The sequence below is a fragment of the Rhodobacter sp. TJ_12 genome (assembly GCF_020023995.1).
In the GTDB taxonomy this organism is placed as follows: Bacteria; Pseudomonadota; Alphaproteobacteria; order Rhodobacterales; family Rhodobacteraceae; genus Rhodobacter.
The window spans coordinates 289,496-311,101 of sequence record NZ_NRRD01000001.1; the positions used below are offsets into that span (position 1 = coordinate 289,496).

General features: G+C 60.5%; 28 protein-coding genes. 26 read left to right on the top strand and 2 right to left on the bottom strand.

The window, feature by feature from the left end:
- The first annotated feature begins 7 nt into the window (after nt 1-7).
- The 25 genes from rpsH (at nt 8) to CKO11_RS01560 (ending at nt 19,071) form a co-directional block, all read left to right on the top strand.
- Nucleotides 8-406, top strand: a complete 399-nt coding sequence (gene rpsH / locus CKO11_RS01440) for a 30S ribosomal protein S8 (RefSeq protein ID WP_223632103.1) — start codon at nt 8-10, stop codon at nt 404-406.
- A gap of 10 nt (nt 407-416) precedes the next feature.
- The gene (rplF, locus tag CKO11_RS01445) at nt 417-950 is read left to right on the top strand and encodes a 50S ribosomal protein L6 (RefSeq protein WP_223632105.1); all 534 of its coding nucleotides are present in this window, start codon (nt 417-419) and stop codon (nt 948-950) included.
- An 11-nt stretch (nt 951-961) separates the two neighbouring features.
- Nucleotides 962-1,321, top strand: a complete 360-nt coding sequence (gene rplR / locus CKO11_RS01450) for a 50S ribosomal protein L18 (RefSeq protein WP_076483968.1) — start codon at nt 962-964, stop codon at nt 1,319-1,321.
- A 112-nt stretch (nt 1,322-1,433) separates the two neighbouring features.
- Nucleotides 1,434-1,994 carry a 30S ribosomal protein S5 gene (gene rpsE / locus CKO11_RS01455; protein WP_223632107.1) on the top strand — a complete coding sequence of 187 codons (561 nt, stop codon included), beginning with the start codon at nt 1,434-1,436 and terminating at the stop codon, nt 1,992-1,994.
- 12 nt (nt 1,995-2,006) lie between these two features.
- Nucleotides 2,007-2,198: a 50S ribosomal protein L30 gene (gene rpmD, locus CKO11_RS01460; RefSeq protein WP_013066063.1), complete on the top strand. Its 192-nt coding sequence runs from the start codon at nt 2,007-2,009 to the stop codon at nt 2,196-2,198.
- 88 nt (nt 2,199-2,286) lie between these two features.
- The gene (locus tag CKO11_RS01465; protein WP_223632109.1) at nt 2,287-2,619 is read left to right on the top strand and encodes a ribonuclease E inhibitor RraB; all 333 of its coding nucleotides are present in this window, start codon (nt 2,287-2,289) and stop codon (nt 2,617-2,619) included.
- Between the two features lie 3 nt (nt 2,620-2,622).
- Entirely contained in the window at nt 2,623-3,315 is a 693-nt protein-coding gene (locus tag CKO11_RS01470; RefSeq protein WP_223632111.1) for a hypothetical protein, read from the top strand.
- 149 nt (nt 3,316-3,464) lie between these two features.
- A complete protein-coding gene (gene rplO / locus CKO11_RS01475; protein WP_223632113.1) occupies nt 3,465-3,932 on the top strand; it encodes a 50S ribosomal protein L15 in 468 nt (155 codons plus the stop codon).
- Between the two features lie 103 nt (nt 3,933-4,035).
- On the top strand, nt 4,036-5,403 hold the full coding sequence (secY, locus tag CKO11_RS01480) for a preprotein translocase subunit SecY (RefSeq protein WP_223632115.1): 1,368 nt from the start codon (nt 4,036-4,038) through the stop codon (nt 5,401-5,403).
- 13 nt (nt 5,404-5,416) lie between these two features.
- Nucleotides 5,417-6,070 carry an adenylate kinase gene (locus tag CKO11_RS01485; RefSeq protein ID WP_223632117.1) on the top strand — a complete coding sequence of 218 codons (654 nt, stop codon included), beginning with the start codon at nt 5,417-5,419 and terminating at the stop codon, nt 6,068-6,070.
- A gap of 176 nt (nt 6,071-6,246) precedes the next feature.
- Nucleotides 6,247-6,615: a 30S ribosomal protein S13 gene (gene rpsM, locus CKO11_RS01490; protein WP_223632118.1), complete on the top strand. Its 369-nt coding sequence runs from the start codon at nt 6,247-6,249 to the stop codon at nt 6,613-6,615.
- 13 nt (nt 6,616-6,628) lie between these two features.
- Nucleotides 6,629-7,018 carry a 30S ribosomal protein S11 gene (gene rpsK, locus CKO11_RS01495; RefSeq protein WP_013066070.1) on the top strand — a complete coding sequence of 130 codons (390 nt, stop codon included), beginning with the start codon at nt 6,629-6,631 and terminating at the stop codon, nt 7,016-7,018.
- A 116-nt stretch (nt 7,019-7,134) separates the two neighbouring features.
- Nucleotides 7,135-8,151: a DNA-directed RNA polymerase subunit alpha gene (locus CKO11_RS01500; protein WP_223632119.1), complete on the top strand. Its 1,017-nt coding sequence runs from the start codon at nt 7,135-7,137 to the stop codon at nt 8,149-8,151.
- Nucleotides 8,152-8,281: 130 nt separating this feature from the next.
- Complete coding sequence (gene rplQ / locus CKO11_RS01505) at nt 8,282-8,701, top strand: 50S ribosomal protein L17 (protein WP_223632120.1); 420 nt, start codon at nt 8,282-8,284, stop codon at nt 8,699-8,701.
- A gap of 151 nt (nt 8,702-8,852) precedes the next feature.
- A complete protein-coding gene (locus CKO11_RS01510; protein WP_223632121.1) occupies nt 8,853-9,464 on the top strand; it encodes an autoinducer binding domain-containing protein in 612 nt (203 codons plus the stop codon).
- A 50-nt stretch (nt 9,465-9,514) separates the two neighbouring features.
- Nucleotides 9,515-10,105: an acyl-homoserine-lactone synthase gene (locus CKO11_RS01515; RefSeq protein ID WP_223632122.1), complete on the top strand. Its 591-nt coding sequence runs from the start codon at nt 9,515-9,517 to the stop codon at nt 10,103-10,105.
- 74 nt (nt 10,106-10,179) lie between these two features.
- Nucleotides 10,180-11,487, top strand: coding sequence for a replication-associated recombination protein A (locus CKO11_RS01520; protein ID WP_223632123.1), 1,308 nt, complete (start codon nt 10,180-10,182; stop codon nt 11,485-11,487).
- A 31-nt stretch (nt 11,488-11,518) separates the two neighbouring features.
- Nucleotides 11,519-11,896: a fluoride efflux transporter CrcB gene (gene crcB / locus CKO11_RS01525; RefSeq protein WP_223632125.1), complete on the top strand. Its 378-nt coding sequence runs from the start codon at nt 11,519-11,521 to the stop codon at nt 11,894-11,896.
- The gene (locus CKO11_RS01530) at nt 11,893-12,957 is read left to right on the top strand and encodes an RluA family pseudouridine synthase (RefSeq protein WP_223632127.1); all 1,065 of its coding nucleotides are present in this window, start codon (nt 11,893-11,895) and stop codon (nt 12,955-12,957) included. The genes crcB and CKO11_RS01530 overlap by 4 nt, the downstream gene beginning before the upstream one ends.
- On the top strand, nt 12,957-13,613 hold the full coding sequence (locus CKO11_RS01535; protein WP_223632129.1) for an HAD-IA family hydrolase: 657 nt from the start codon (nt 12,957-12,959) through the stop codon (nt 13,611-13,613). Before CKO11_RS01530 ends, CKO11_RS01535 begins: the two co-directional genes overlap by 1 nt.
- Entirely contained in the window at nt 13,610-14,323 is a 714-nt protein-coding gene (locus CKO11_RS01540; RefSeq protein WP_223632131.1) for an ATP12 family chaperone protein, read from the top strand. The genes CKO11_RS01535 and CKO11_RS01540 overlap by 4 nt, the downstream gene beginning before the upstream one ends.
- Nucleotides 14,324-14,543: 220 nt before the next feature.
- Entirely contained in the window at nt 14,544-15,560 is a 1,017-nt protein-coding gene (locus tag CKO11_RS01545) for an amino acid ABC transporter substrate-binding protein (protein WP_223632133.1), read from the top strand.
- 128 nt (nt 15,561-15,688) lie between these two features.
- Complete coding sequence (locus CKO11_RS01550; protein WP_223632135.1) at nt 15,689-16,969, top strand: amino acid ABC transporter permease; 1,281 nt, start codon at nt 15,689-15,691, stop codon at nt 16,967-16,969.
- Nucleotide 16,970: 1 nt separating this feature from the next.
- The gene (locus CKO11_RS01555; protein WP_223632136.1) at nt 16,971-18,275 is read left to right on the top strand and encodes an amino acid ABC transporter permease; all 1,305 of its coding nucleotides are present in this window, start codon (nt 16,971-16,973) and stop codon (nt 18,273-18,275) included.
- 10 nt (nt 18,276-18,285) lie between these two features.
- Entirely contained in the window at nt 18,286-19,071 is a 786-nt protein-coding gene (locus tag CKO11_RS01560; protein WP_317851786.1) for an amino acid ABC transporter ATP-binding protein, read from the top strand.
- 99 nt (nt 19,072-19,170) lie between these two features.
- On the opposite strand, the gene CKO11_RS01565 is transcribed toward CKO11_RS01560, so the two are convergent.
- Entirely contained in the window at nt 19,171-19,692 is a 522-nt protein-coding gene (locus tag CKO11_RS01565; RefSeq protein ID WP_223632138.1) for a SixA phosphatase family protein, read from the bottom strand.
- 176 nt (nt 19,693-19,868) lie between these two features.
- On the bottom strand, nt 19,869-20,747 hold the full coding sequence (argB, locus tag CKO11_RS01570) for an acetylglutamate kinase (protein WP_223632350.1): 879 nt from the start codon (nt 20,745-20,747) through the stop codon (nt 19,869-19,871).
- Between the two features lie 126 nt (nt 20,748-20,873).
- Between argB and CKO11_RS01575 the strand changes: the two genes are divergently transcribed.
- Nucleotides 20,874-21,605, top strand: a complete 732-nt coding sequence (locus CKO11_RS01575; RefSeq protein ID WP_223632140.1) for an SDR family NAD(P)-dependent oxidoreductase — start codon at nt 20,874-20,876, stop codon at nt 21,603-21,605.
- Nucleotide 21,606: the final 1 nt, after the last annotated feature.

The following is a 21,606-nucleotide window of genomic DNA, read 5'->3' on the forward strand; positions in this document are numbered from 1 at the left end:
TCAGGGAATGTCCGTGAACGATCCCCTCGGCGATATGCTGACCCGCATCCGCAACGCGCAGATGCGCGGCAAGTCCACCGTCCGTACCCCGGCTTCGAAGCTTCGCGCTTGGGTTCTCGACGTGCTTGCGGCGGAAGGCTACATCCGTGGCTATGAGAAAACGACCTCGGCGACCGGCAAGCCGGAACTCGAGATCAGCCTGAAGTATTTCGAAGGCACCCCGGTGATCCGCGAGATTGCGCGCGTTTCCACCCCGGGCCGTCGTGTTTATGCTTCGGTCAAGGAAATCCCCTCGGTCCGTCAAGGCCTGGGTGTTTCGATCGTCTCCACGCCGAAAGGCGTCATGACGGACGCGGCCGCACGCACTGCCAACGTTGGCGGTGAAGTGCTCTGCACCGTGTTCTAAGGAGGGCCCGATGTCTCGTATTGGTAAAAAACCGGTCGAACTGCCCAGCGGCGTTACCGCCACGCTGAACGGCCAGACCGTTGAAGTGAAAGGGCCGAAAGGCTCCCGTAGCTTCACCGCCACCGACGATGTGACGATCACGATGGACGGCAACACCGTCACCGTGACGCCGCGCGGCACCTCCAAACGTGCCCGTCAGCAGTGGGGCATGACCCGCTCGATGATCGAAAACCTCGGCGTCGGCGTCTCCACTGGCTTCAAGAAAGAGCTCGAAATTCAAGGCGTCGGTTACCGCGCCGCGATGCAGGGCAATGTTCTGAAGCTGTCGCTGGGCTATTCGCACGAAGTCAATTTCGAGGTGCCCGCCGGCGTGACCGTCGCGTGCCCGAAACAGACCGAGATCACCGTGGAAGGCATCGACCAACAGCTGGTCGGCCAAGTCGCGGCGAATATCCGTGAGTGGCGTCGCCCCGAGCCCTACAAGGGCAAAGGGATCCGCTACAAGGGCGAGTTCATCTTCCGTAAGGAAGGCAAGAAGAAGTAAGGGGCGCGAAAATGGCGAACAACAAAAGAGAGCTGTTCCTCAAGCGCCGCCTGCGCGTCCGGAACAAAATCAAGGCGATGGCCAATGGCCGCGCCCGTCTGTCGGTGCACCGCTCGTCGAAAAACATCAGCGTTCAGCTGATCGACGACGTCAAAGGTGTGACGATTGCTTCGGCTTCGACTCTGGAAAAAGAGTTCGGCGTCGTCGGCAAGAACAACGTCGAAGCCGCCACCAAAATTGGTGCGGCGATCGCCGAGCGGGCCAAGAAAGCCGGTGTCGAAGAGTGCTTCTTCGACCGTGGTGGCTTCTTGTTCCACGGCAAAATCAAGGCGCTTGCCGAAGCAGCCCGCGAAGGCGGTCTGAAATTCTAATAGGTGGGGGGCGTTCGCGCCCTCCCGATGATCCGGGGGCCGTGCTTGGCGCGGCCCACTTGGATTGGACCAAACAGGCGTGACACCACGCCGTTCACGAAAGGAATGCCTTATGGCAGAACGTGATAACCGCCGGGGCCGCCGCGAAGAGCGCGAAGAAACCCCGGAATTCGCCGATCGTCTGGTTGCGATCAACCGCGTGTCGAAAACCGTGAAGGGTGGTAAGCGCTTCGGGTTTGCCGCGCTCGTCGTGGTTGGTGACCAGCGTGGTCGCGTCGGCTTCGGCAAAGGCAAAGCCAAAGAAGTTCCGGAAGCGATCCGCAAGGCCACCGAGCAAGCGAAACGCTCGCTGATCCGCGTGCCGCTCAAAGATGGCCGCACCCTGCACCACGACGTGTCGGGCCGTCACGGCGCTGGCAAAGTGGTGATGCGCACCGCGCCGGCCGGGACCGGGATCATCGCCGGTGGTCCGATGCGTGCCGTGTTCGAAATGCTGGGCGTTCAGGACGTTGTTGCGAAGTCGATTGGCTCGCAAAACCCCTACAACATGATCCGCGCGACCCTCGACGGTCTGAAGCTGGAAGCCTCGCCGCGTTCCGTTGCCGCTCGTCGTGGCAAAAAGGTCGCCGACATCCTGCCGAAAACCGACGCTGAAGCGCCGGCCGAAGCCTGAGGAGACTGAGAGATGGCGAAAAAAACCATCGTCGTGCAACAGGTGGCTTCGGCTGCCCGCCGCCCGGCCATCCAGACCGCGACCCTCAAGGGCCTTGGCCTGAACAAGATCCGCCGCACCCGTGAGCTGGAAGATACCCCGGCTGTCCGCGGCATGGTCAACAAGATCTCGCACCTTGTGAAGATCATCGAAGAGCGCGGCTAAGCCCGGCCTTTATGTGCATTGAGAAACGCCCCGGCTTGGTCCGGGGCGTTTTTCGTTGGATACTGCCAGCGCCAGACAGGAGGCCGCGATGGATATGAAGCAGCAAAAAGCCGAGACCGAGCAGATCTTTGCCGAGATTGCTAAGATGGAAGACCTGCCCGCGCGCGCGGTCGTGGCCTTTCAATTCGTGCCCGAAGATGGCAGCGCCGATTGGGATGCGTTCACCGAGGCGCTTGAGGCGCAGGGCTATGGGGTGGAGTGGTATGAGGCAGAGGATGACGAGGATGAAGACTGCCTTGAAATCACCACCCCCGAAATGGCGCTGAACGTGGAGGCGCTTTGGGCCGAGGAAGAAAAGCTGACCGTGCAAGGCGCGGTGCATGGGTTCTTGGCCGACGGCTGGGGATTTATGGGAGAATAGGTAATGGCGTCCGAGTTCCGTAGAAAGGAAAGCCGTGCGCAAACCGGGAAATATTATGGCAAGGGCGCGTTTATTTTTTCTGTTTCTGTCGCAATCTTAGTGGGAGCGTTTATCATAATTTTCGAGAGTAATCTCTCGCCCGCATATTCGATAGATAACCTAAAGAATTTCATCGCACCGGCGGTGACCGCTCTTGTAGCGAGTGCCTCTCTCGTCGTCTCATTCGTCGCTCTCAAAGAACAGACGAAGATGCGCCAGGCGGGGACAGACCCAGTGCTCATTGCTCATCTTGGGGAAGACCCAGATCAACCCTCATTAGTCCGGTTACGAATAACAAATGTAGGGGCAGGGGCAGCAATGAATGTAAGTATGCGTTCGGATATGGATTTGTCATCGTCTCCAAAGCGACTTACTGGGAAAACATTTGATACGCCCTTTGTGCGAGGGGAGGCTGTTATTAGAACAATATTGCAGGGCAATTTTGTTTCGTACAACTTAGGCTTGGGATTTGAGTTGCTTCAGGATCCCGCTCTTCCTCCTTTTAAGGTAAGCTTGAGATATCAGGACATTGAGGGTGTGCAATATAGCTCATCTCATTTGATTGATGTTACAGAGTTGGCAGGGCAACCTGCAAATGAGCCGCCACTTATGAAAATTTCACGCTCGCTCGAAAAGATCAGCAATAAGCTGAAGTAAATAGGTTGCGCCTACTGGCGGCTTGACCGCACCACCTCCCGGCGTCTATACGCCCCCGGTGGCCTCTCTCGGGGCTCAGAATCAACAAGAAATGCCGTGTGTGCTCCGGTTTCGCTTCCGGGGGCATTGTCCGGCAAAGGAGAAGCGATATGAAACTGAACGAACTGCGCGACAATGCTGGCGCCGCCACCAAGAAAAAACGCATCGCCCGTGGCCCGGGCTCGGGCAAGGGCAAGATGGGTGGCCGTGGTATCAAAGGCCAAAAGTCGCGGTCTGGTGTGGCCCTGAACGGTTACGAAGGCGGCCAAATGCCGCTCTACCGGCGTTTGCCGAAGCGCGGCTTCAACAAGCCGAACCGCAAGGCCTTCGCCGTTGTGAACCTCGGCCTGATCGAGAAATTCATCGGCCTTGGCAAACTCGACGCCTCGGTGGAAATCACCGAAGACGCGCTGGTTGCGGCGGGTCTGACCTCGCGCAAGCTCGATGGCATCCGCGTGCTTGCCAAAGGCGAAATCTCCACCAAGGTCACGCTGAACGTGACCGGTGCTTCGAAAGCGGCCATTGAGGCCGTGGAAAAAGCCGGTGGCAAACTGACCGTTGCTGCTGCGGCCGAATAATCGGTTGTGGGCGGGGCCATCCCCGCTTACATAGGCAACAGTTTTCCAGGCGCCGCCGACCGGGAAACGGTCGCGCGGCGCCTTACGCATGAAAGAGACGGGTATGGCTTCTGCTGCAGAGCAAATGGCGGCGAACCTGAGCTGGGGCGCCTTGGGCAAGGCGACCGAGCTGCGGGCACGCATCTTCTACACCATCGGGCTCCTGATCATTTACCGGCTCGGCACCTATATCCCGGTGCCCGGCATCGATGCCGACGCGCTGCGTGAGTTCATGGAGCGCGCGTCTTCGGGCATTGGCGGCATGCTGTCGATGTTCACCGGCGGCGCGCTCGGGCGCATGGGCATCTTTGCCCTTGGGATCATGCCTTACATTTCGGCCTCGATCATCGTTCAGCTGATGGCGGCGCTTGTGCCCGCGCTCGAACAGATGAAGAAAGAGGGCGAGCAGGGCCGCAAGAAGATCAACCAGATCACCCGCTATTCCACGGTGTTCTTGGCGACGTTCCAAGCATGGGGCATGGCTGTCAGCTTGCAAAACGGTGGCTTGGCGCATGCGCCGGGGCTGTTTTTCCTCGCCTCGGTCGTGGTGACGCTGGTGGGCGGCACCATGTTCCTGATGTGGCTTGGCGAGCAAATCACCGCGCGCGGCATCGGCAACGGCATCTCGCTGATCATCTTCGTGGGCATCGTGGCGGAAATTCCGGCCGCGCTGGCGGGCTTCTTTGCCCAGGGCCGCGCGGGCGCTTTGTCGACCCCGGTGATCATCGGCGTGATGATCATGGTGGTCGCGGTGATCGGCTTCGTCGTCTTCATGGAACGCGCTTTGCGCAAAATCCATATCCAATATCCGCGCCGTCAGGTGGGGATGAAGGTGTATGATGGTGGCTCCTCGCACCTGCCGATCAAGGTGAACCCGGCGGGCGTGATCCCGGCGATCTTTGCCTCGTCGCTGCTGCTGCTGCCGACCACCTTGGCGACGTTCTCGGGACAAGATACCGGCCCGGTGATGTCGGTCATTTTGGCCTATTTCGGGCCAGGGCAGCCGCTTTACCTGCTGTTCTACGCATCGATGATCGTCTTCTTTGCCTATTTCTACACGGCGAACGTGACCTTCAAAGCCGATGAAGTGGCCGAGAACCTGAAAAACCAAGGCGGCTTCATTCCGGGCATCCGCCCTGGCAAGAAGACCGAAGATTACCTTGATTACGTGGTGGCGCGGGTGCTGGTGATCGGTTCGGCCTATTTGACCGCGGTCTGTCTGCTGCCCTCGATCTTGCAAACGCAACTGTCGCTGCCCTTCTACTTCGGCGGCACCTCGGTGCTGATTGTGGTGTCGGTGGCGATGGATACGGTCAACCAAGTGCAATCGCATTTGCTGGCGCATCAATACGAAGGGCTGATCGAACGCTCGCAACTGCGCGGCAAGCGCAAATCCGGGGCGAAGACAAGAAAAGCGCCGACGCGGCGCTGAGGGGAGGGGAAGAATGGCCAATATCATCCTGCTGGGACCGCCCGGCGCCGGTAAGGGCACGCAGGCCCGCAAGCTGGTCGAAGACCGCGGTATGGTGCAACTGTCCACCGGGGATATGTTGCGCGAAGCAAAGACCTCGGGCACCGAGATGGGCCAGCGCGTTGCCGAAGTGATGGACCGCGGCGAGCTTGTGACCGATGAGATCGTGATTGGCCTGATCGAAGAAAAACTGGCCACCACCGAGGCCAATGGCTTCATCTTCGATGGCTTCCCCCGCACCTTGCCGCAAGCCGATGCACTGGGGCGTTTGCTGGCCCGGATGGGGCAAAAGCTGGATGCCGTGATTGAGATGCGCGTGGATGACGAGGCGCTGGTGCGCCGGATCACCGGGCGCTTCACCTGCGGCAATTGCGGCGAGGTCTACCACGATGAGACCCGCCCGACGAAGGTCGAGGGCACCTGTGATGTTTGCGGCAGCCATGACATGAAGCGGCGCGCCGACGACAATGAAGACAGCCTCAAGACCCGGCTGATGGAATACTACAAGAAGACCTCTCCGCTGATCGGGTATTACTACCACGCGGGCGATTTGTTCGCGGTGGATGGTCTGGCGCAAATCGATGCCGTGGCCGCATCGATGGCCGCGATTTTGGATCAGCAAGCCTGATGACGCTTGGCGCTTGACGTGGGGGGAAATACCCTCTAGGTCACGGCGTCTCGCAAGAGAATCGCCCGAATCTCCGGGGTCCGGAGGTTTGGGCGTTTACGCCGTTCGGGAAAACCTGAACATGTTGTGAAAAAAGGTTCTGGCGCTACGGAACCGCAACGAAAGGAAAGAACGCTTTGGCTCGTATTGCTGGCGTCAACATTCCGACCGGGAAACGCGTCCCGATCGCTCTTCAATATATCCACGGCATTGGCCCGATGTTCGCGAAACAAATCGTGGACGCGGTCGGCATCGACACCACCCGCCGTGTGAACGAACTCTCCGACGCCGAAGTGCTCGCCATCCGCGAATACATCGACTCGCATTTCACCGTCGAAGGTGACCTGCGTCGCGAAGTGTCGATGAACATCAAGCGTCTGATGGACCTTGGTTGCTACCGTGGCCTGCGTCACCGCAAGAACCTGCCGGTTCGCGGCCAGCGCACCCACACGAACGCCCGCACCCGCAAGGGCCCGGCGAAACCGATCGCCGGCAAGAAGAAATAAGGGAGGGTAGCACATGGCTCGTGATAAGACTCGCGTTAAACGCAAAGAGCGTAAAAATATCGCCGCTGGCGTGGTGCATGTGAACTCTTCGTTCAACAACACCAAAATCCTGATCTCGGACGTTCAGGGCAATGCCATTTCGTGGTCCTCGTCGGGCACCATGGGCTTTAAGGGCTCGCGTAAATCGACCCCCTATGCCGCCCAGATGGCTGCCGAAGACGCCGCCCGTAAGGCGCAAGAACACGGTCTGAAAACCGTGGACGTGGAAGTGCAAGGCCCCGGTTCGGGGCGCGAGTCGGCGCTGCGCGCGCTGGCCGCGGTTGGTCTCAACATCACCTCGATCCGTGATGTGACGCCGATCGCGCACAACGGCTGCCGTCCGCCCAAGCGCCGCCGCGTCTAAGTGTTTGTTTTAAGCCGGGCCGTGCGGAAAGTCGCGCGGCCCGGTTCGTTTCGTTTTTTCCTCGGGCGTTCCGGATTTAGGGACATGGGTCCGGAACAAGAATGGAGGCAGAGCGCATGATCCATAAGAATTGGGCCGAGCTGATCAAGCCGACGCAGCTTGAAATCAAGCCGGGCAACGACCCCCAACGTCAAGCCACAGTGATCGCCGAACCGCTCGAACGCGGCTTCGGTCTGACGCTCGGCAACGCGCTGCGCCGCGTGCTGATGAGCTCGCTGCAGGGTGCGGCCATCACCTCGGTGCAGATCGACAACGTGCTGCACGAGTTTTCCAGCGTGGCTGGTGTGCGCGAAGATGTCACCGACATCATCCTGAACCTGAAGGGCATTGCGCTCAAGATGGATGTCGAAGGGCCGAAGCGGCTGTCGATCTCGGCCAAAGGGCCGGGCGTCGTCACCGGCGGCGACATCTCCGAAAGCGCGGGCATCGAGGTTCTGAACAAGGACCACGTGATCTGCCACCTCGACGATGGCGCCGATGTGTTCATGGAACTGACCGTGAACACTGGCAAAGGCTATGTGGCCGCCGACAAAAACCGCCCCGAAGATGCGCCGATTGGCCTGATGCCGATCGATGCGATCTATTCGCCGGTCAAGAAGGTTGCCTACGAAGTCCAGCCCACCCGTGAAGGTCAGGTGCTTGACTATGACAAGCTGACGATGAAAATCGAAACCGATGGCTCGCTGAGCCCGGAAGATGCCGTGGCCTATGCTGCGCGCATTTTGCAAGATCAGCTTTCCATCTTCGTCAACTTCGAAGAGCCGGAATCGGCCTCGAAACAGGATTCGGACGACGGGCTGGAATTCAACCCGCTGCTTCTGAAGAAAGTCGACGAGCTGGAACTGTCGGTCCGTTCGGCCAACTGCCTGAAGAACGACAACATCGTCTACATTGGCGATCTGATCCAGAAAACCGAAGCCGAGATGCTGCGCACCCCGAACTTCGGCCGCAAGTCGCTCAACGAGATCAAGGAAGTGCTCTCGTCGATGGGTCTGCATCTGGGCATGGAAGTCGAAGACTGGCCGCCGGAAAACATCGAAGATCTGGCCAAGCGCTTCGAAGACCAGTTCTAAGTTTTCGGGGGGCGGCAACGCCCCCCAACCAATGCCCGGACCGCCGGGGAACCTTGGGCAAATGCCCCAACGACGACCCCTGCTACGCACGGGGGCCAACACAAAGTAAAACGCGACTTAGGAGATTATCATGCGTCACGCTCGCGGTTACCGCCGTCTGAACCGTACCCACGAACACCGCAAAGCGCTGTTCGCCAACATGTGCGGCTCGCTCATCGAACATGAGCAGATCAAGACCACCCTTCCCAAAGCGAAGGAGCTGCGTCCGGTCATCGAAAAACTGATCACCCTCGCTAAGCGTGGTGATCTGCATGCCCGCCGTCAGGCTGCGGCAATGCTCAAACAAGACAAAGACGTGGCCAAACTCTTCGAAGTGCTCGGCCCGCGCTACAAAGAGCGTAACGGTGGTTACACCCGCGTTCTGAAAGCCGGTTTCCGCTATGGTGACATGGCGCCGATGGCGTTCATCGAACTGGTGGATCGCGACATCGCCGCCAAAGGCGCCGCTGACAAAGCCCGCCTTGAGGCCGAAGAGGCCGCCGAGGATTGATCTTTCCGTAAGGGAAGTTTCAAAGACCCGTCACTGTGTGGCGGGTCTTTTGCATTTTGGCAGCAAAGACAAGCGCTTCTGGGAATGGGGGTGTCGGCGCTGCGGCACAATTCGGAGTTGATATTTTTCGTTACAACCTGTCTAAAAAGGTATGTCTATTCACGCCGAGATCAATAAGTGCCTGCGCGAGCTAAGCCGTCTGTCCCCAGACGGTTATTTCGTTGGTCTGCACATTCGATTCGCGGCACCGATCATGCAGTTTCAGACCTATCCGGAGGCCTGGAGCGACCATTACACGCGGCAAGGCTATGCGCTGCGCGATCCAACGATCGCCTGGGGGTTTTCGACCGAAGGTGCCAGCCGCTGGAGCGAATTCACGCTGCCCGACCCGTTTAACATCCTAGGAGAAGCCAGGAAGTTCGGGTTGGCCTTTGGGGTTACGGTCTCTTGGGGGCCGGTTTCCTCGCGCACCATTGCCTCTTTTACTTCGCGAGAACGCGAATTCCGGGATGACGAGATTGAAAAAATCTCGCAACTGGTCCGACGCCTGCATGATATCACGCAGCCGCCGGAGGGCCTCACGAAGGCCCAGCTCGAGGCCCTGCGGTGCATCGCTGCCGGGGATCGACATGCTGCTGCTGCTGCGAAGCTTGGCATCACGCAGTCTGCGTTCAAGGCACGTCTGCTGTCGGCGCGCGAGCGCTTGATGGCGCGCACGACTGCCGAAGCTATTCAGCGAGCGAAGGAGTATCGGCTGCTGTAGGTCCCTGCGGCGGTCACTTCCGGGCCCTATTTTCAACCCGGAGAAGACCAATGCAGACCACCACTCTTTCCTTTGCCAACATGCACAACCATGGCGAGCTTTTTGCAAACCTGTTTCGCGCACGGCGGCAAAGTTTTATTGTGCAAAAGAACTGGGACCTGCCCGAAGAAATGGGCATGGAATTCGACCAGTATGACACGCCGCAAAGCCGGTGGATCGCGATCCACGATTTGGGGCGTGTGCTTGCCGGTTTCCGGCTGACCCCGACCACGGCGCGGTGCGGGATTTACAGCTACATGATTCGTGACGCGCAAAAGGGAACGCTTGGCGGGTCGATCCCGTCTGATCTGCTTTATGCAGAGGCCCCCGTGGACCCGCAGGTTTGGGAAAATTCGCGGGTGTTCGTGTCGCATGACATTCCCCAAAGCCTGCGCCGCAAGGTGCATTTCCGGATGGTCGAGGCGATGACGGGCGCGGCGCGCGAACTTGGGGCGACACGGTTGATCGCGCTGACGGCGGCCAGCTGGCCGCGCTGGTATGGCCGCTGTGGGCTTCATGCCGAGGCGATCGGGCGGACCATGTTCATCGACGATGGCGATTACCAGTGCGTCTCCATCGATCTAAGCGGCAAGATGCACTGATGCCGCTATGACGCTGGTGGCTCCGCTCTTCTGCCCTTCCGCCTCGGGACGGCGGCGGCTAGGGTGGGGCCATCATGCCCGACCTGTTCGATACCCCCACCCCCGCCAATGCGGAAGCGCCGCGCCCCCTTGCTGATCGCATCCGCCCCAAGCATCTGTCCGAGGTGATCGGGCAGCGCCATGTTTTGGGCGAAGAGGGGCCGCTTGGCGCGATGTTGGCGGCGGGTTGGCTGGGATCGGTGGTCTTTTGGGGGCCGCCCGGGGTGGGCAAAACCACGATCGCGCGGCTCTTGGCGCATGAAACCGACCGCGCCTTCGTGCAGATTTCGGCGATCTTTTCGGGGGTGCCCGAATTGCGCAAGGTGTTCGAGGCGGCAAAACTCCGCTTTGGCCAGGGCAAAGGCACGCTGTTGTTCGTCGATGAGATTCACCGCTTCAACAAGGCGCAGCAAGACAGTTTCCTTCCGCATATGGAAGATGGCACCATCTTGCTGGTGGGGGCCACCACGGAAAACCCAAGCTTTGAGCTGAACGCCGCGCTTTTGTCGCGCGCGCAGGTGATCATTCTCGAACGGCTCAGCCTTGCCGATCTGGAGCGCCTTGCCCAACGCGCCGAGCAGGCTTTGCAAAAGCCCTTGCCGCTGAAGGGCCCGGCACGCGAAGCCCTTTTGGAAATGGCCGATGGCGATGGCCGCGCCGCGCTAAACCTGATTGAGCAGGTGATGGCATGGAAGGTCGATCAGCCGCTTGACACCAAGGAGCTGTCGACCCGGCTGATGCGCCGCGCCGCGAAATACGACAAATCCGGGGATGAGCATTACAATCTGATCTCGGCTTTGCATAAGTCGGTGCGCGGATCAGACCCGGATGCCGCGCTTTACTGGTTTGGCCGGATGCTGGAGGGCGGTGAAGATCCGCGTTTTTTGGCGCGGCGGCTGACCCGAATGGCGGTGGAAGATATTGGCCTTGCCGATCCGCAGGCGCAAACGCATTGCCTGCATGCTTGGGAAACCTACGAGCGGCTTGGTTCACCCGAGGGGGAATTGGCCTTGGCGCAGGCGGTGATTTACCTTGCGCTCGCGCCGAAATCGAATGCGGGCTACGTGGCCTATAAAGCCGCGCGCGATGCCGCGCGGAAAACCGGCTCGGCCCCGCCGCCGCGCCACATCATCAATGCCCCGACCCGGTTGATGGAGGAGCAGGGCTTTGGCGCAGGCTATCAATATGACCATGACGCCGAAGACGGGTTCTCGGGGCAGCATTACTTCCCCGATGCGATGAAACGCCCGGTCTTTTACAGCCCCGTCGAACGAGGCTTCGAGCGCGAGTTGAAAAAGCGCGTCGACTGGTTTGCCAAGCTGCGCGAAAAGCGCGGCGGTTGACAATCCGGGCCAAGCGGGCAAAGGAAACCGCATGATCCAGACCCTCCTTACCGTGGCGGCGGGGGGCGCGCTTGGCGCCTCGCTCCGCTATCTTGTCAATATTAACGTGCCACGGCTTTTGGGGCATGGCTTCCCTTATGCCACGATGGTGGTCAATGTGCTGGGCAGCTTCCTGATGGGGGTGATGGTCGTGGTGCTGGCCCACAAGGGCGGCACCAAGATGGCCCCGTTTCTGATGACCGGGGTGCTGGGCGGCTTCACCACCTTTTCGGCCTTTTCGCTTGATGCGGCAAAGCTATACGAATCAGGCGAAATCCTCAGCGCGGCGGGCTATGTGATCGGAACTGTAGTCATTGCTCTGGCGGCGTTGTTCGCGGGTATGGCCTTTGCGCGAGGGTTCTTCGTATGAGTGGCGTGCAACTGATCAAGGTCACCGAAGACGAGGGCGAAAGCCGTCTGGACCGCTGGTTGAAGAAAAAGTTTCCGGTGCTGACGCAAGGCGCGGTGGAAAAGATGTGCCGCACCGGGCAATGCCGGGTGGATGGCGCGCGGGTCAAGGCCAACAGCCGCATCGGTCCGGGCATGGAGGTGCGCGTGCCGCCGCTGCCAGAGGCGGGCGCGCAGGCCCCCGAAAGCCGGTCTGAGGCGCGGCGCGAGCGCACGACGATTTCGCCTTCCGATGAAAAGATGATCCAAGAGGCGGTTCTGTGGCGTGATGAACATATCATCGCGCTGAACAAGCCACCGGGCCTGCCAAGCCAAGGCGGCTCGGGGCAGGGGGATCGCCATGTCGATGGGCTGCTGGATGCGCTGAAATTCGGCTATAAAGACCGGCCGAAAATGGTGCATCGGCTTGATAAGGACACCTCTGGCGTTTTGCTGATTGCCCGCACCGACCGCATCGCGCGGGCGTTGTCCGAAGCGTTTCGGCTTAAAACCACGCGCAAGATCTATTGGGCGGCGGTGGCCGGTGTGCCGAGCCCGAAAAAGGGCACGATCCGCTATGGGCTGATGAAAGCGCCGGGCCATGGCCGGGGCGGCGAGGGGGAAAAGATGGTCTGCATCCATCCCGCCAAGATCGCCCAGCACCCCGATGCCAAACGCGCCACGACCGATTTCGCGGTGATCGAGGCTTTGGGCAGCCGCACCGCGTGGGTCGGTCTGGTGCCGATCACCGGGCGCACGCATCAGCTGCGCGCGCATATGGCCGAGCTGGGGCATCCGATCATTGGCGACGGCAAATATGGGGGCTCGGGCCAAGAAAACCTTGGCGATGGTTGGGGGGCGCAACTGGGCGGGGAAATCAGCCGCAAGCTGCACCTGCATGCGCGCACGATTGCCTTTGATCACCCGATCACCAAGAAACGTATCACCATCACCGCGCCTCTGCCGGGTCATATGGTGCGGACGTGGAAGACGCTGGGCTGGGTGGAAGGTGACGCGCCGCTCGACCCGTTCGAGGACGCTTGATGAAACTGGCATTGTTCGATGTGGATGGCACGCTGAGCGATAGCCAAGCGCATATTCTTGCGGCGATGACACAGGCCTTCGCGGGGCAGGGGCTGGCGGTGCCCAGCCGTGAGCGCGTGCTGTCGATTGTTGGGCTGTCTTTGCCCATCGCCATCGCGCAACTCGCGCCCGCGCAAGATGCTGCCACGCAGGCGGCTTTGGTTGAAGGTTACAAGCAAAGCTATTTCACCGGCCGCGCCGCCTCGCCCGCGCCGCTTTACCCCGGTGCAAAAGACTGCTGCCTGCGGCTCGCTGCGCGCGAAGACATGCTTTTGGGCATGGCCACCGGCAAATCGCGCCGCGGGGTCGATGCCCTGATCGCGCATCACGGGCTGGGCGGGCTGTTCGTCACCCAGCAGGTGGCCGATGACAATCCTTCCAAACCGCATCCGGCCATGGTGCTGGCAGCCTTGCGAGAGGCGGGGGTTGAGCCCAGCGATGCGGTGATGATCGGCGATACCACCTATGATGTGAATATGGCCCATGCGGCGGGGGTGACGGCGATTGGCGTAAGCTGGGGCTATCACCCGGTGGCAGATCTGGTCGCGGCCGGGGCCGAAAGGATTGTGACCAGCTTTGCCGAACTGGAAGCGGCGATTGCGGAGATGTTGCCATGAGCGGTTGGACAGCCAAGCGGTTTTGGAAAGAAGCCACGGTCGAAGAGGCCGAGGGGGGCTTTACGGTCAAGCTGGATGGGCGCGGCGTGAAAACGCCCGCCAAAGCCGCGTTGACGGTGCCAACACGTGCGATGGCAGAGTCGATTGCCGCAGAATGGCAAGCGCAGGGCGAGAAAGTCGACCCGACCACGATGCCCGTGACCCGCTCGGCCAATGCGGCGCTGGATAAGGTGGCCGCGCAAAAGGACGAGGTGACCGAACTCATCGCGGCTTATGGGGAAACCGATCTTTTGTGCTACCGCGCCGAGCAGCCCGAGGCGCTGGTCGCGCGCCAATGCGCCGCTTGGGATCGCTGGCTTGACTGGGCGGAAGAGCGCTATGCCGCGCGGCTTAAGGTGACGCCCGGGATCGTGCCCGTTTTGCAACCCGCGCCCGCGCTCGTGGCGCTTGGCAAGCGGGTCGAGGCTTGCGACATCTGGGAGCTTGCCGCGCTGCATGATCTGGTCGGCCTGACCGGATCGTTGGTGTTGGGGTTGGCCGTGGCCGAAGGGGCCTTGGCGGCGGATGCGGCTTGGGATCTGTCGCGCGTCGATGAAGATTGGCAAATCGCCCAATGGGGCGAAGATGAAGAGGCTGCCGAACTCGCGGCGCTTAAAAAACAGGCACTTTTGCACGCAGAACGATTCTGGATACTGCGGCATACCGCATAAAAACGCTGCCCGCAGGGCGTTTTCGGCGCGCGGGATGCGCGCAATGCGAGCATTTGCCCAAACTGCGAGCGATTGCCGTTGCGAAAACGGCCGGAACGGCTTGACCATTTGGTTCGCATTCGCTCAAACTCCTGAGGCCGGGGCCCGTGCTCCGCAATATGCCAGACCCGTTAAGGGCGCTCTCACCGCCGCCAAGGCGGCAACTCAGGAAGAGGTAAACATGAAAAAATCCGTATTCTTCGGTTCGCTGGTCATGGCCGGCCTTGTGGCCGGTGTCGCCGGGGCGTCGACCCTTGACGACGTCAAAGCCCGCGGCGAACTGATCTGCGGCGTGAACCCGGGTCTGACCGGCTTTGCCGCGCCGGATGCGAACGGCAATTATCAGGGCTTCGACGTCGCCGTCTGCAAGGCCGTTGCCGCCGCCGTGCTCGGTGACCCGATGAAGGTGAAATATGTGCCCCTGACCGGCGAGACCCGCTTCACCGGTCTGGCCTCGGGCGAAGTCGACATGCTGTCGCGCAACTCCACCTGGACCTTCTCGCGCGATACTGAGCTCGCACTCGAATTCGTGGCCGTGAACTACTACGACGGCCAAGGCTTCATGGTGAACAAGAACCTCGGCGTGTCTTCGGCCAAGGAACTTGATGGCGCCACCGTCTGCATTCAGACTGGCACCACCACCGAGCTGAACCTGGCCGACTACTTCAAGGCCAACAACATGGAATATACGCCGGTCAACGTGGCTGACGATTCCGAAGGCCAGCAGAAATTCCTTGCCGGGGCTTGTGACGCCTACACCACCGACGCTTCGGGCCTGGCCGCCTCGCGCGCCACCATGCCGAATGCCGATGAAATCGTCATTTTGCCGGAAATCATCTCTAAAGAGCCGCTTGGCCCGGCCGTGCGCCAAGGCGACGACAACTGGGGTGACGTGGTCCGCTGGAGCTTCTACGCGTTGGTCGCCGCCGAGGAATACGGTGTGACCAAGGCGAACCTTGAAGAAGTGGCCGCCACGACCAAGAACCCGGAAATCCGTCGTCTGCTTGGCCTTGAAGGCGACATGGGCGCCAAGATCGGCCTTGACGACGAATTCGCGAAACGGGCGATCCTTGCCGTGGGCAACTACGGTGAAGTGTTCGAGGCCAACATCGGCACCAGCACCTCAATCGGTCTGGCCCGCGGCCTGAACGCGCAATGGACCCAAGGCGGTCTGATGTACGCGCCGCCGTTCCGCTAAGACATGTTTCGGTGCGGCCGGGTTTTGTGCCCGGCCGCATTGTCTTTTCAGATCACGGGATCGCCGGGGCGCAAGCCCTTAATAACGTTGGCACAAAGCCACAGAGGCGACCTGGACAGGGGAAAATCATGACGCTCGCGAGTGACCCGCCGAAAGAGGGCTTTCGGCTCTCCATGCTCATTTACGACACGCGGTTTCGCTCGATCACCATTCAGGTGGTTGTGCTGCTGCTGTTTCTGGCCGGCCTGTTCTGGCTGCTTAATAACGCCTATGTGAACCTTGAGGCGAAGGGGAAGGATTTCAACTTCTCTTTCCTGTGGTCGCGGGCGGGCTATGACATTGCCCAGACGCTGATCCCCTATACGAATGACGACACGCATATGCGCGCGCTGGTCGAGGGGCTGCTCAATACGCTGCTTGTCTCGATCCTTGGCTGTGCGCTGGCCACCGTGGTGGGCACGGTCGTCGGTGTGTTGCGGCTGTCGCACAACTGGCTTGTGGCGCGGCTGATGACGATTTACGTCGAAACCTTCCGCAATATTCCGCTTTTGCTGTGGATCTTGCTCATGGGCACGATCTTGGCGGAAACCCGGCCAAGCCCGCGCGACTTTCGGGTGACCGACGCGATGCGCGAGGCCGGGCAAGCGCCCGAAGCCTCTATGTGGTTGTTTGACACCATCGCCGTAACGAACCGGGGCACCTCGGTCGCGGCGCCGGTCTTTTCTAATTCGCTGGGCAGTGTGGTCTTGCCCGGCAATATCCCGGTCAGCCTGAATGCGCTGGCGCTGATTTTTGTGATGGCAGCCTCTTTCTATGGCTGGCGGCTGTTGATGCGCCGCGCGAAAGCGGTGCAAGAGGCCACGGGCGTGCGCCCGACGACCTGGTGGCAATCGACGCTGATCTTGCTGGGGCCGGTGAGCGCTGTTTCGGTCGCCCTGGGGCTGCATCTGGAATATCCGACGATCACCCGCTTCGACTTCGAAGGCGGGTTCCAGATGCTGCATTCCTTCACCGCGCTTTTGATCGCGCTGACGGTCTATACCTCGGCCTTCATCGCCGAGATCGTGCGCGCCGGGATCATGGCGATCTCCAGAGGCCAGACAGAGGCCGCCTATGCATTGGGCCTGCGCCCCAGCCGGACGATGAACCTTGTGATCTTGCCGCAGGCCTTGCGGGTGATCGTGCCGCCGCTGATTTCGCAATTCCTCAACCTCACCAAGAACTCGTCTTTGGCGATTGCGGTGAGCTACATGGATTTGCGCGGCACCTTGGGGGGCATCACGCTAAACCAAACCGGGCGCGAGCTGGAATGCATGCTTTTGATGATGCTGATTTACCTGACAATCAGCCTTGTGATCTCAAGCGTGATGAACCTTTACAACAAGTCGATCAAGCTGAAGGAGCGCTGAGATGAGCAATACCTCCTTCGTGCGCAAGGACATGCTGCCCCCCGCGCCGCCGCCGGTGTCGCAAACCGGGGCCGTGAAATGGCTGCGCGAGAACCTGTTTGCGGGGCCGCTGAACTCGGCGCTGACGGTGTTGGGCTTTGGCTTTGCGATCTGGCTCATTCAGGCCGCAACGCCGTGGCTTTTGCACTCGGTCTGGGTCGCGGATTCACAGAACGAATGCCGTGCCATCGTGCAAGAACGCTGGGGGCCGGATGCCACGGGCGCGTGCTGGGCGATCATTCGCGCGCGTTGGCACCAGTTCCTATTCGGCTTCTACCCGATCGATGAATATTGGCGGCTGTTCGTGACCTTTGCCGGGCTTTTGCTGGCAATCTTGCCTGTCTTGGCCACATCGCTGCCGCGCAAGCTTCTTTGGGGGTCGGTGCTGTATCCGCTGGTCGCGTTTTGGCTGCTGTGGGGCGGCTCGGTCTGGGGCCCGATCCTGACGCTTGCGGGCTTTGCGCTTTGGGCTGGCGTTTTCTTGGCGCTGCAAGTGCGCTTGGGCGTGGTCGTGGCGGCAGGCGTTGGCCTTGTGGCGGCCTCGGTCTTCTGGATCTACGCAGTGGAGCCCATTGAAACGGGGCTGCAATCGGTGCTGCCACTGGCTTTGCCAGAGGTGGATAGCGACCAGTTTGGCGGCTTCCTGTTGGCACTGGTGATCGGGGTGACCGCCATTGTGATCTCTTTGCCTTTGGGCATCTTGCTTGCGCTGGGGCGGCAATCGGACATGCTGATCGTGAAATCGCTGTCGGTGGGCTTTATCGAGTTCATCCGGGGCGTGCCGCTGATCACGCTGCTTTTTACCGCCTCTCTCTTGTTGCAATATTTCCTGCCCTCGGACACCAAATTCGACCTGATCTTGCGGGTGGTGATCTTGGTCACCTTCTTCTCGGCGGCCTATATCGCCGAGGTGATCCGGGGTGGTTTGGCGGCGCTTCCGCGCGGGCAATATGAGGCGGCGGATGCGCTGGGGCTCGACTACTGGCAGGCGCAGCGGCTCATCATCATGCCGCAGGCGCTGAAAATCTCGATCCCAGGGATCGTGTCCACCTTCATTGGCCTTTTCAAAGATACCACGCTTGTGGCCTTTGTCGGGCTTATGGACCCGCTCAAGGGCATCTCCACCGCCGTTCGGGCTGATATTGCTTGGAAGGGTATCTACTGGGAGCCCTACATCTTTGTCGCCGTGATCTTCTTCATCTTCAACTTCAGCATGTCGCGTTACTCGATGTATCTCGAGCGCAAGCTGAAGCGTGACCACCGTTAAGGAGCGCCCCATGTCGGAGCCGAATACCCAAGCCGCTCGTGCGCAAATGCAGGTCAGCGACGAGATCGCGATCCAGATTTCCAACATGAACAAGTGGTACGGTCAGTTCCACGTTCTGCGCGACATCAACCTGACGGTGCAGCGCGGCGAGCGGATCGTGATTGCAGGGCCTTCGGGCTCGGGCAAATCGACGATGATCCGCTGCATCAACCGGTTGGAGGAACACCAAGCCGGGCAGATCATCGTTGATGGGATCGAACTGACCTCGGACCTCAAGAACATCGACAAGGTGCGCTCGGAAGTGGGGATGGTGTTTCAGCACTTCAACCTGTTCCCGCATCTGACGATCTTGGAAAACCTTACGCTGGCGCCGATCTGGGTGCGCAAAGTGCCCAAGCGCGAGGCCGAGGAAACGGCGATGTATTTCCTTGAAAAGGTGAAGATCCCCGAACAGGCCAATAAATACCCCGGCCAGCTTTCGGGTGGTCAGCAGCAGCGGGTGGCGATTGCGCGCAGCCTGTGCATGAAGCCGCGGATCATGCTGTTCGACGAACCCACCTCCGCACTCGACCCCGAGATGATCAAGGAAGTGCTCGATACGATGATCGAACTGGCCGAAGAAGGCATGACCATGCTCTGCGTGACCCACGAAATGGGCTTTGCGCAGGCGGTGGCGAACCGGGTGATCTTCATGGCCGATGGGCAAATTGTTGAGCAAAACAACCCGCATGACTTCTTCAACAACCCGCAATCGGAACGCACCCAGCAGTTCTTGAGCCAGATTCTCGGGCACTAAGCGGGCAGGGGGCGCTGCCCCTTGGGCAACGCACCTACACAAAGTCGAAGGGGCCACCGCTTGGGGGCCCCTTTGGTTTTGCCGTGACCTTGTTCAGGGTCACTTGCCGCGCGTGGCGGGCGTGAAGAAATCGAGCATCGAGCCCTGACCGGGGGCGAGTTGGCTCCAATCCTCGATCTGGAAATCGATGATCAGCGTCGCACAGGTCGGGTATTTGCGGAAATCCGGGTCGTAATTGGGGCGCGCGGGCAGGCTGGCGGCAAAATCGCCGATCCCGGGGTTATGCGCGATCACCATTACCGAAGGCGCCGTCGCTTTGCGCAATTCGGCCAAAATCGTATCAGGGGTGGCCTGATAAAGCGCGTCGATGAAATGCACCGGCGGACGGGTTTCAAGCACCGCCGAGGCGACGCCCTCCCATGTTTCCCGGGTGCGGCGCGCGGTGGAGCACAGCACTTCTTCGGGCTCAAGCCCGCGCGAGGCAAGGAAATCGCCCAATTCGCGCGCCGCAACGCGCCCGCGCGCATTGAGCGGCCGGTCTTTATCTGCGGTGGTGGGATCGTCCCAGCTTGATTTCGCGTGGCGGGTGAGGATCAGACGGCGGTGTCCGGCGGGGGTCATTTTTTATATTGCCTCATGTGCCATGCGGGATGAGTGCAGCCTGCCATAGCTTTTACTCCATGGGCAAGCCCGCCGCGCAAAGCATCTGTCATAAAGACAAATTTCTCCTGCATTCGGCTGTGCCGCCCCGAAGGCGCGCGGCGCGGCCTTTGGGGCCCGATCGCAGCGAAACCGGCTTAGCGATGGCGCGGGCGCACACGCGATTGCGTGGACCGGATCATCGAACCCGCCCCATGCTCGGTGAACAGCTCCAGCAAACAGGCATTGGCGACGCGACCATCCAAGATCACCACCGCCCGCACACCTTCGCGCACCGCTTGCAATGCGGTTTCCACCTTGGGGATCATCCCGCCCGAGATTGTGCCATCTTCGATCAGCGCGTGGACTTCGTCGGGGGTCATCTGGGTGATCACCTCGCCCGAGGTGTTTTTGACCCCCGCCACATCGGTCAGCAGCAACAGACGATCCGCCTGCAAAGCCCCGGCAATCGCGCCAGCCGCGGTATCGCCATTCACGTTGAAGGTTTCATTTTCATTCGGGCCGGTGGCAACCGGGGCGATCACCGGAATAAGCCCCGCGCCGTACAGATCGCGCAGGATCTGCACGTTCATTTCGACCGGTTTGCCGACGAAGCCCAGTTCCGGGTCATCGGCTTCGCAGACCATCAGATCGTCATCCTTGCCCGAAATGCCGACCGCGCGCCCGCCTTGATCGTTGATCGCTTGCACGATGCGCTTGTTCACAAGGCCCGACAGGATCATTTCAACCACTTCCACCGTGGCCTTATCGGTCACCCGCTTGCCGCGCACCCATTCGGATTTGATGCCAAGCTTGCCCAGCATCTCGTTGATCATCGGCCCGCCGCCATGCACCACGACCGGGTTCATGCCGACTTGGCGCATCAGCACGATGTCGCGGGCAAATTCGGCCATGGCGTCATCGTCGCCCATCGCATTGCCGCCGAATTTCACCACCACAACGGCCCCGGTGTAGCGCTGAAGATAGGGAAGCGCTTCAGAGAGCGTTTTCGCGGTGGCGATCCAGTCACGGTCCATCGTCTGTTTTCTCATCACAAACCTCGGGAAAAGTCGCAACTTTGTTAGAACCATTCGCGTCTTATGCCAAGGGCATTGCCATTGCCGTGCCGGGGTTTAAGGGTAGGCGAAACGCAGGAGGGCGCCATGGACGGACGCAAGGTGATGCTGTTGACGGGGGCAAGCCGGGGGATCGGCCATGCCACGGTGAAGCGGTTCGCCCGCGAAGGCTGGCGCATCATTACCTGTTCGCGCCATCCATTCCCCGAGCAATGCCCCTGGGGCGGCGGGCGCGAAGATCATATCCAAGTCGATCTGGGCGATCCGAATGCGACGATGGAAGCAATCGAAGAGATCAAATCGCGCCTTGATGGGCGTTTGCATGCGCTGGTCAACAATGCTGGCATTTCGCCCAAGGGGCCGGGGGGCGCGCGGCTCAACACGATTGACACCGATCTGCGCACCTGGGGACAGGTGTTTCATGTCAATTTCTTCTCGTCGATCGTTTTGGCGCGGGGCCTGCAAGAAGAGCTGTCCGCCGCCAAGGGGGCGGTGGTCAATGTGACCTCGATTGCGGGGTCGCGGGTGCACCCTTTCGCGGGGGCGGCCTATGCGACCTCCAAGGCCGCGCTGAAAGCGTTGACGCGCGAGATGGCGCATGATTTCGGGCCGATGGGGGTGCGGGTGAATGCGATTGCACCGGGCGAGATTGAAACCTCGATCCTGTCGCCCGGCACGGAAAAGATCGTCGAGGGCTTGCCGCTGCGCCGCTTGGGCCAGCCGCGTGAAGTGGCCGATGTGATTTGGTTTTTGTGCTCGGATGCGTCGAGCTATGTCACCGGCACAGAGATCGAGGTCAACGCGGGCCAGCACGTCTAAG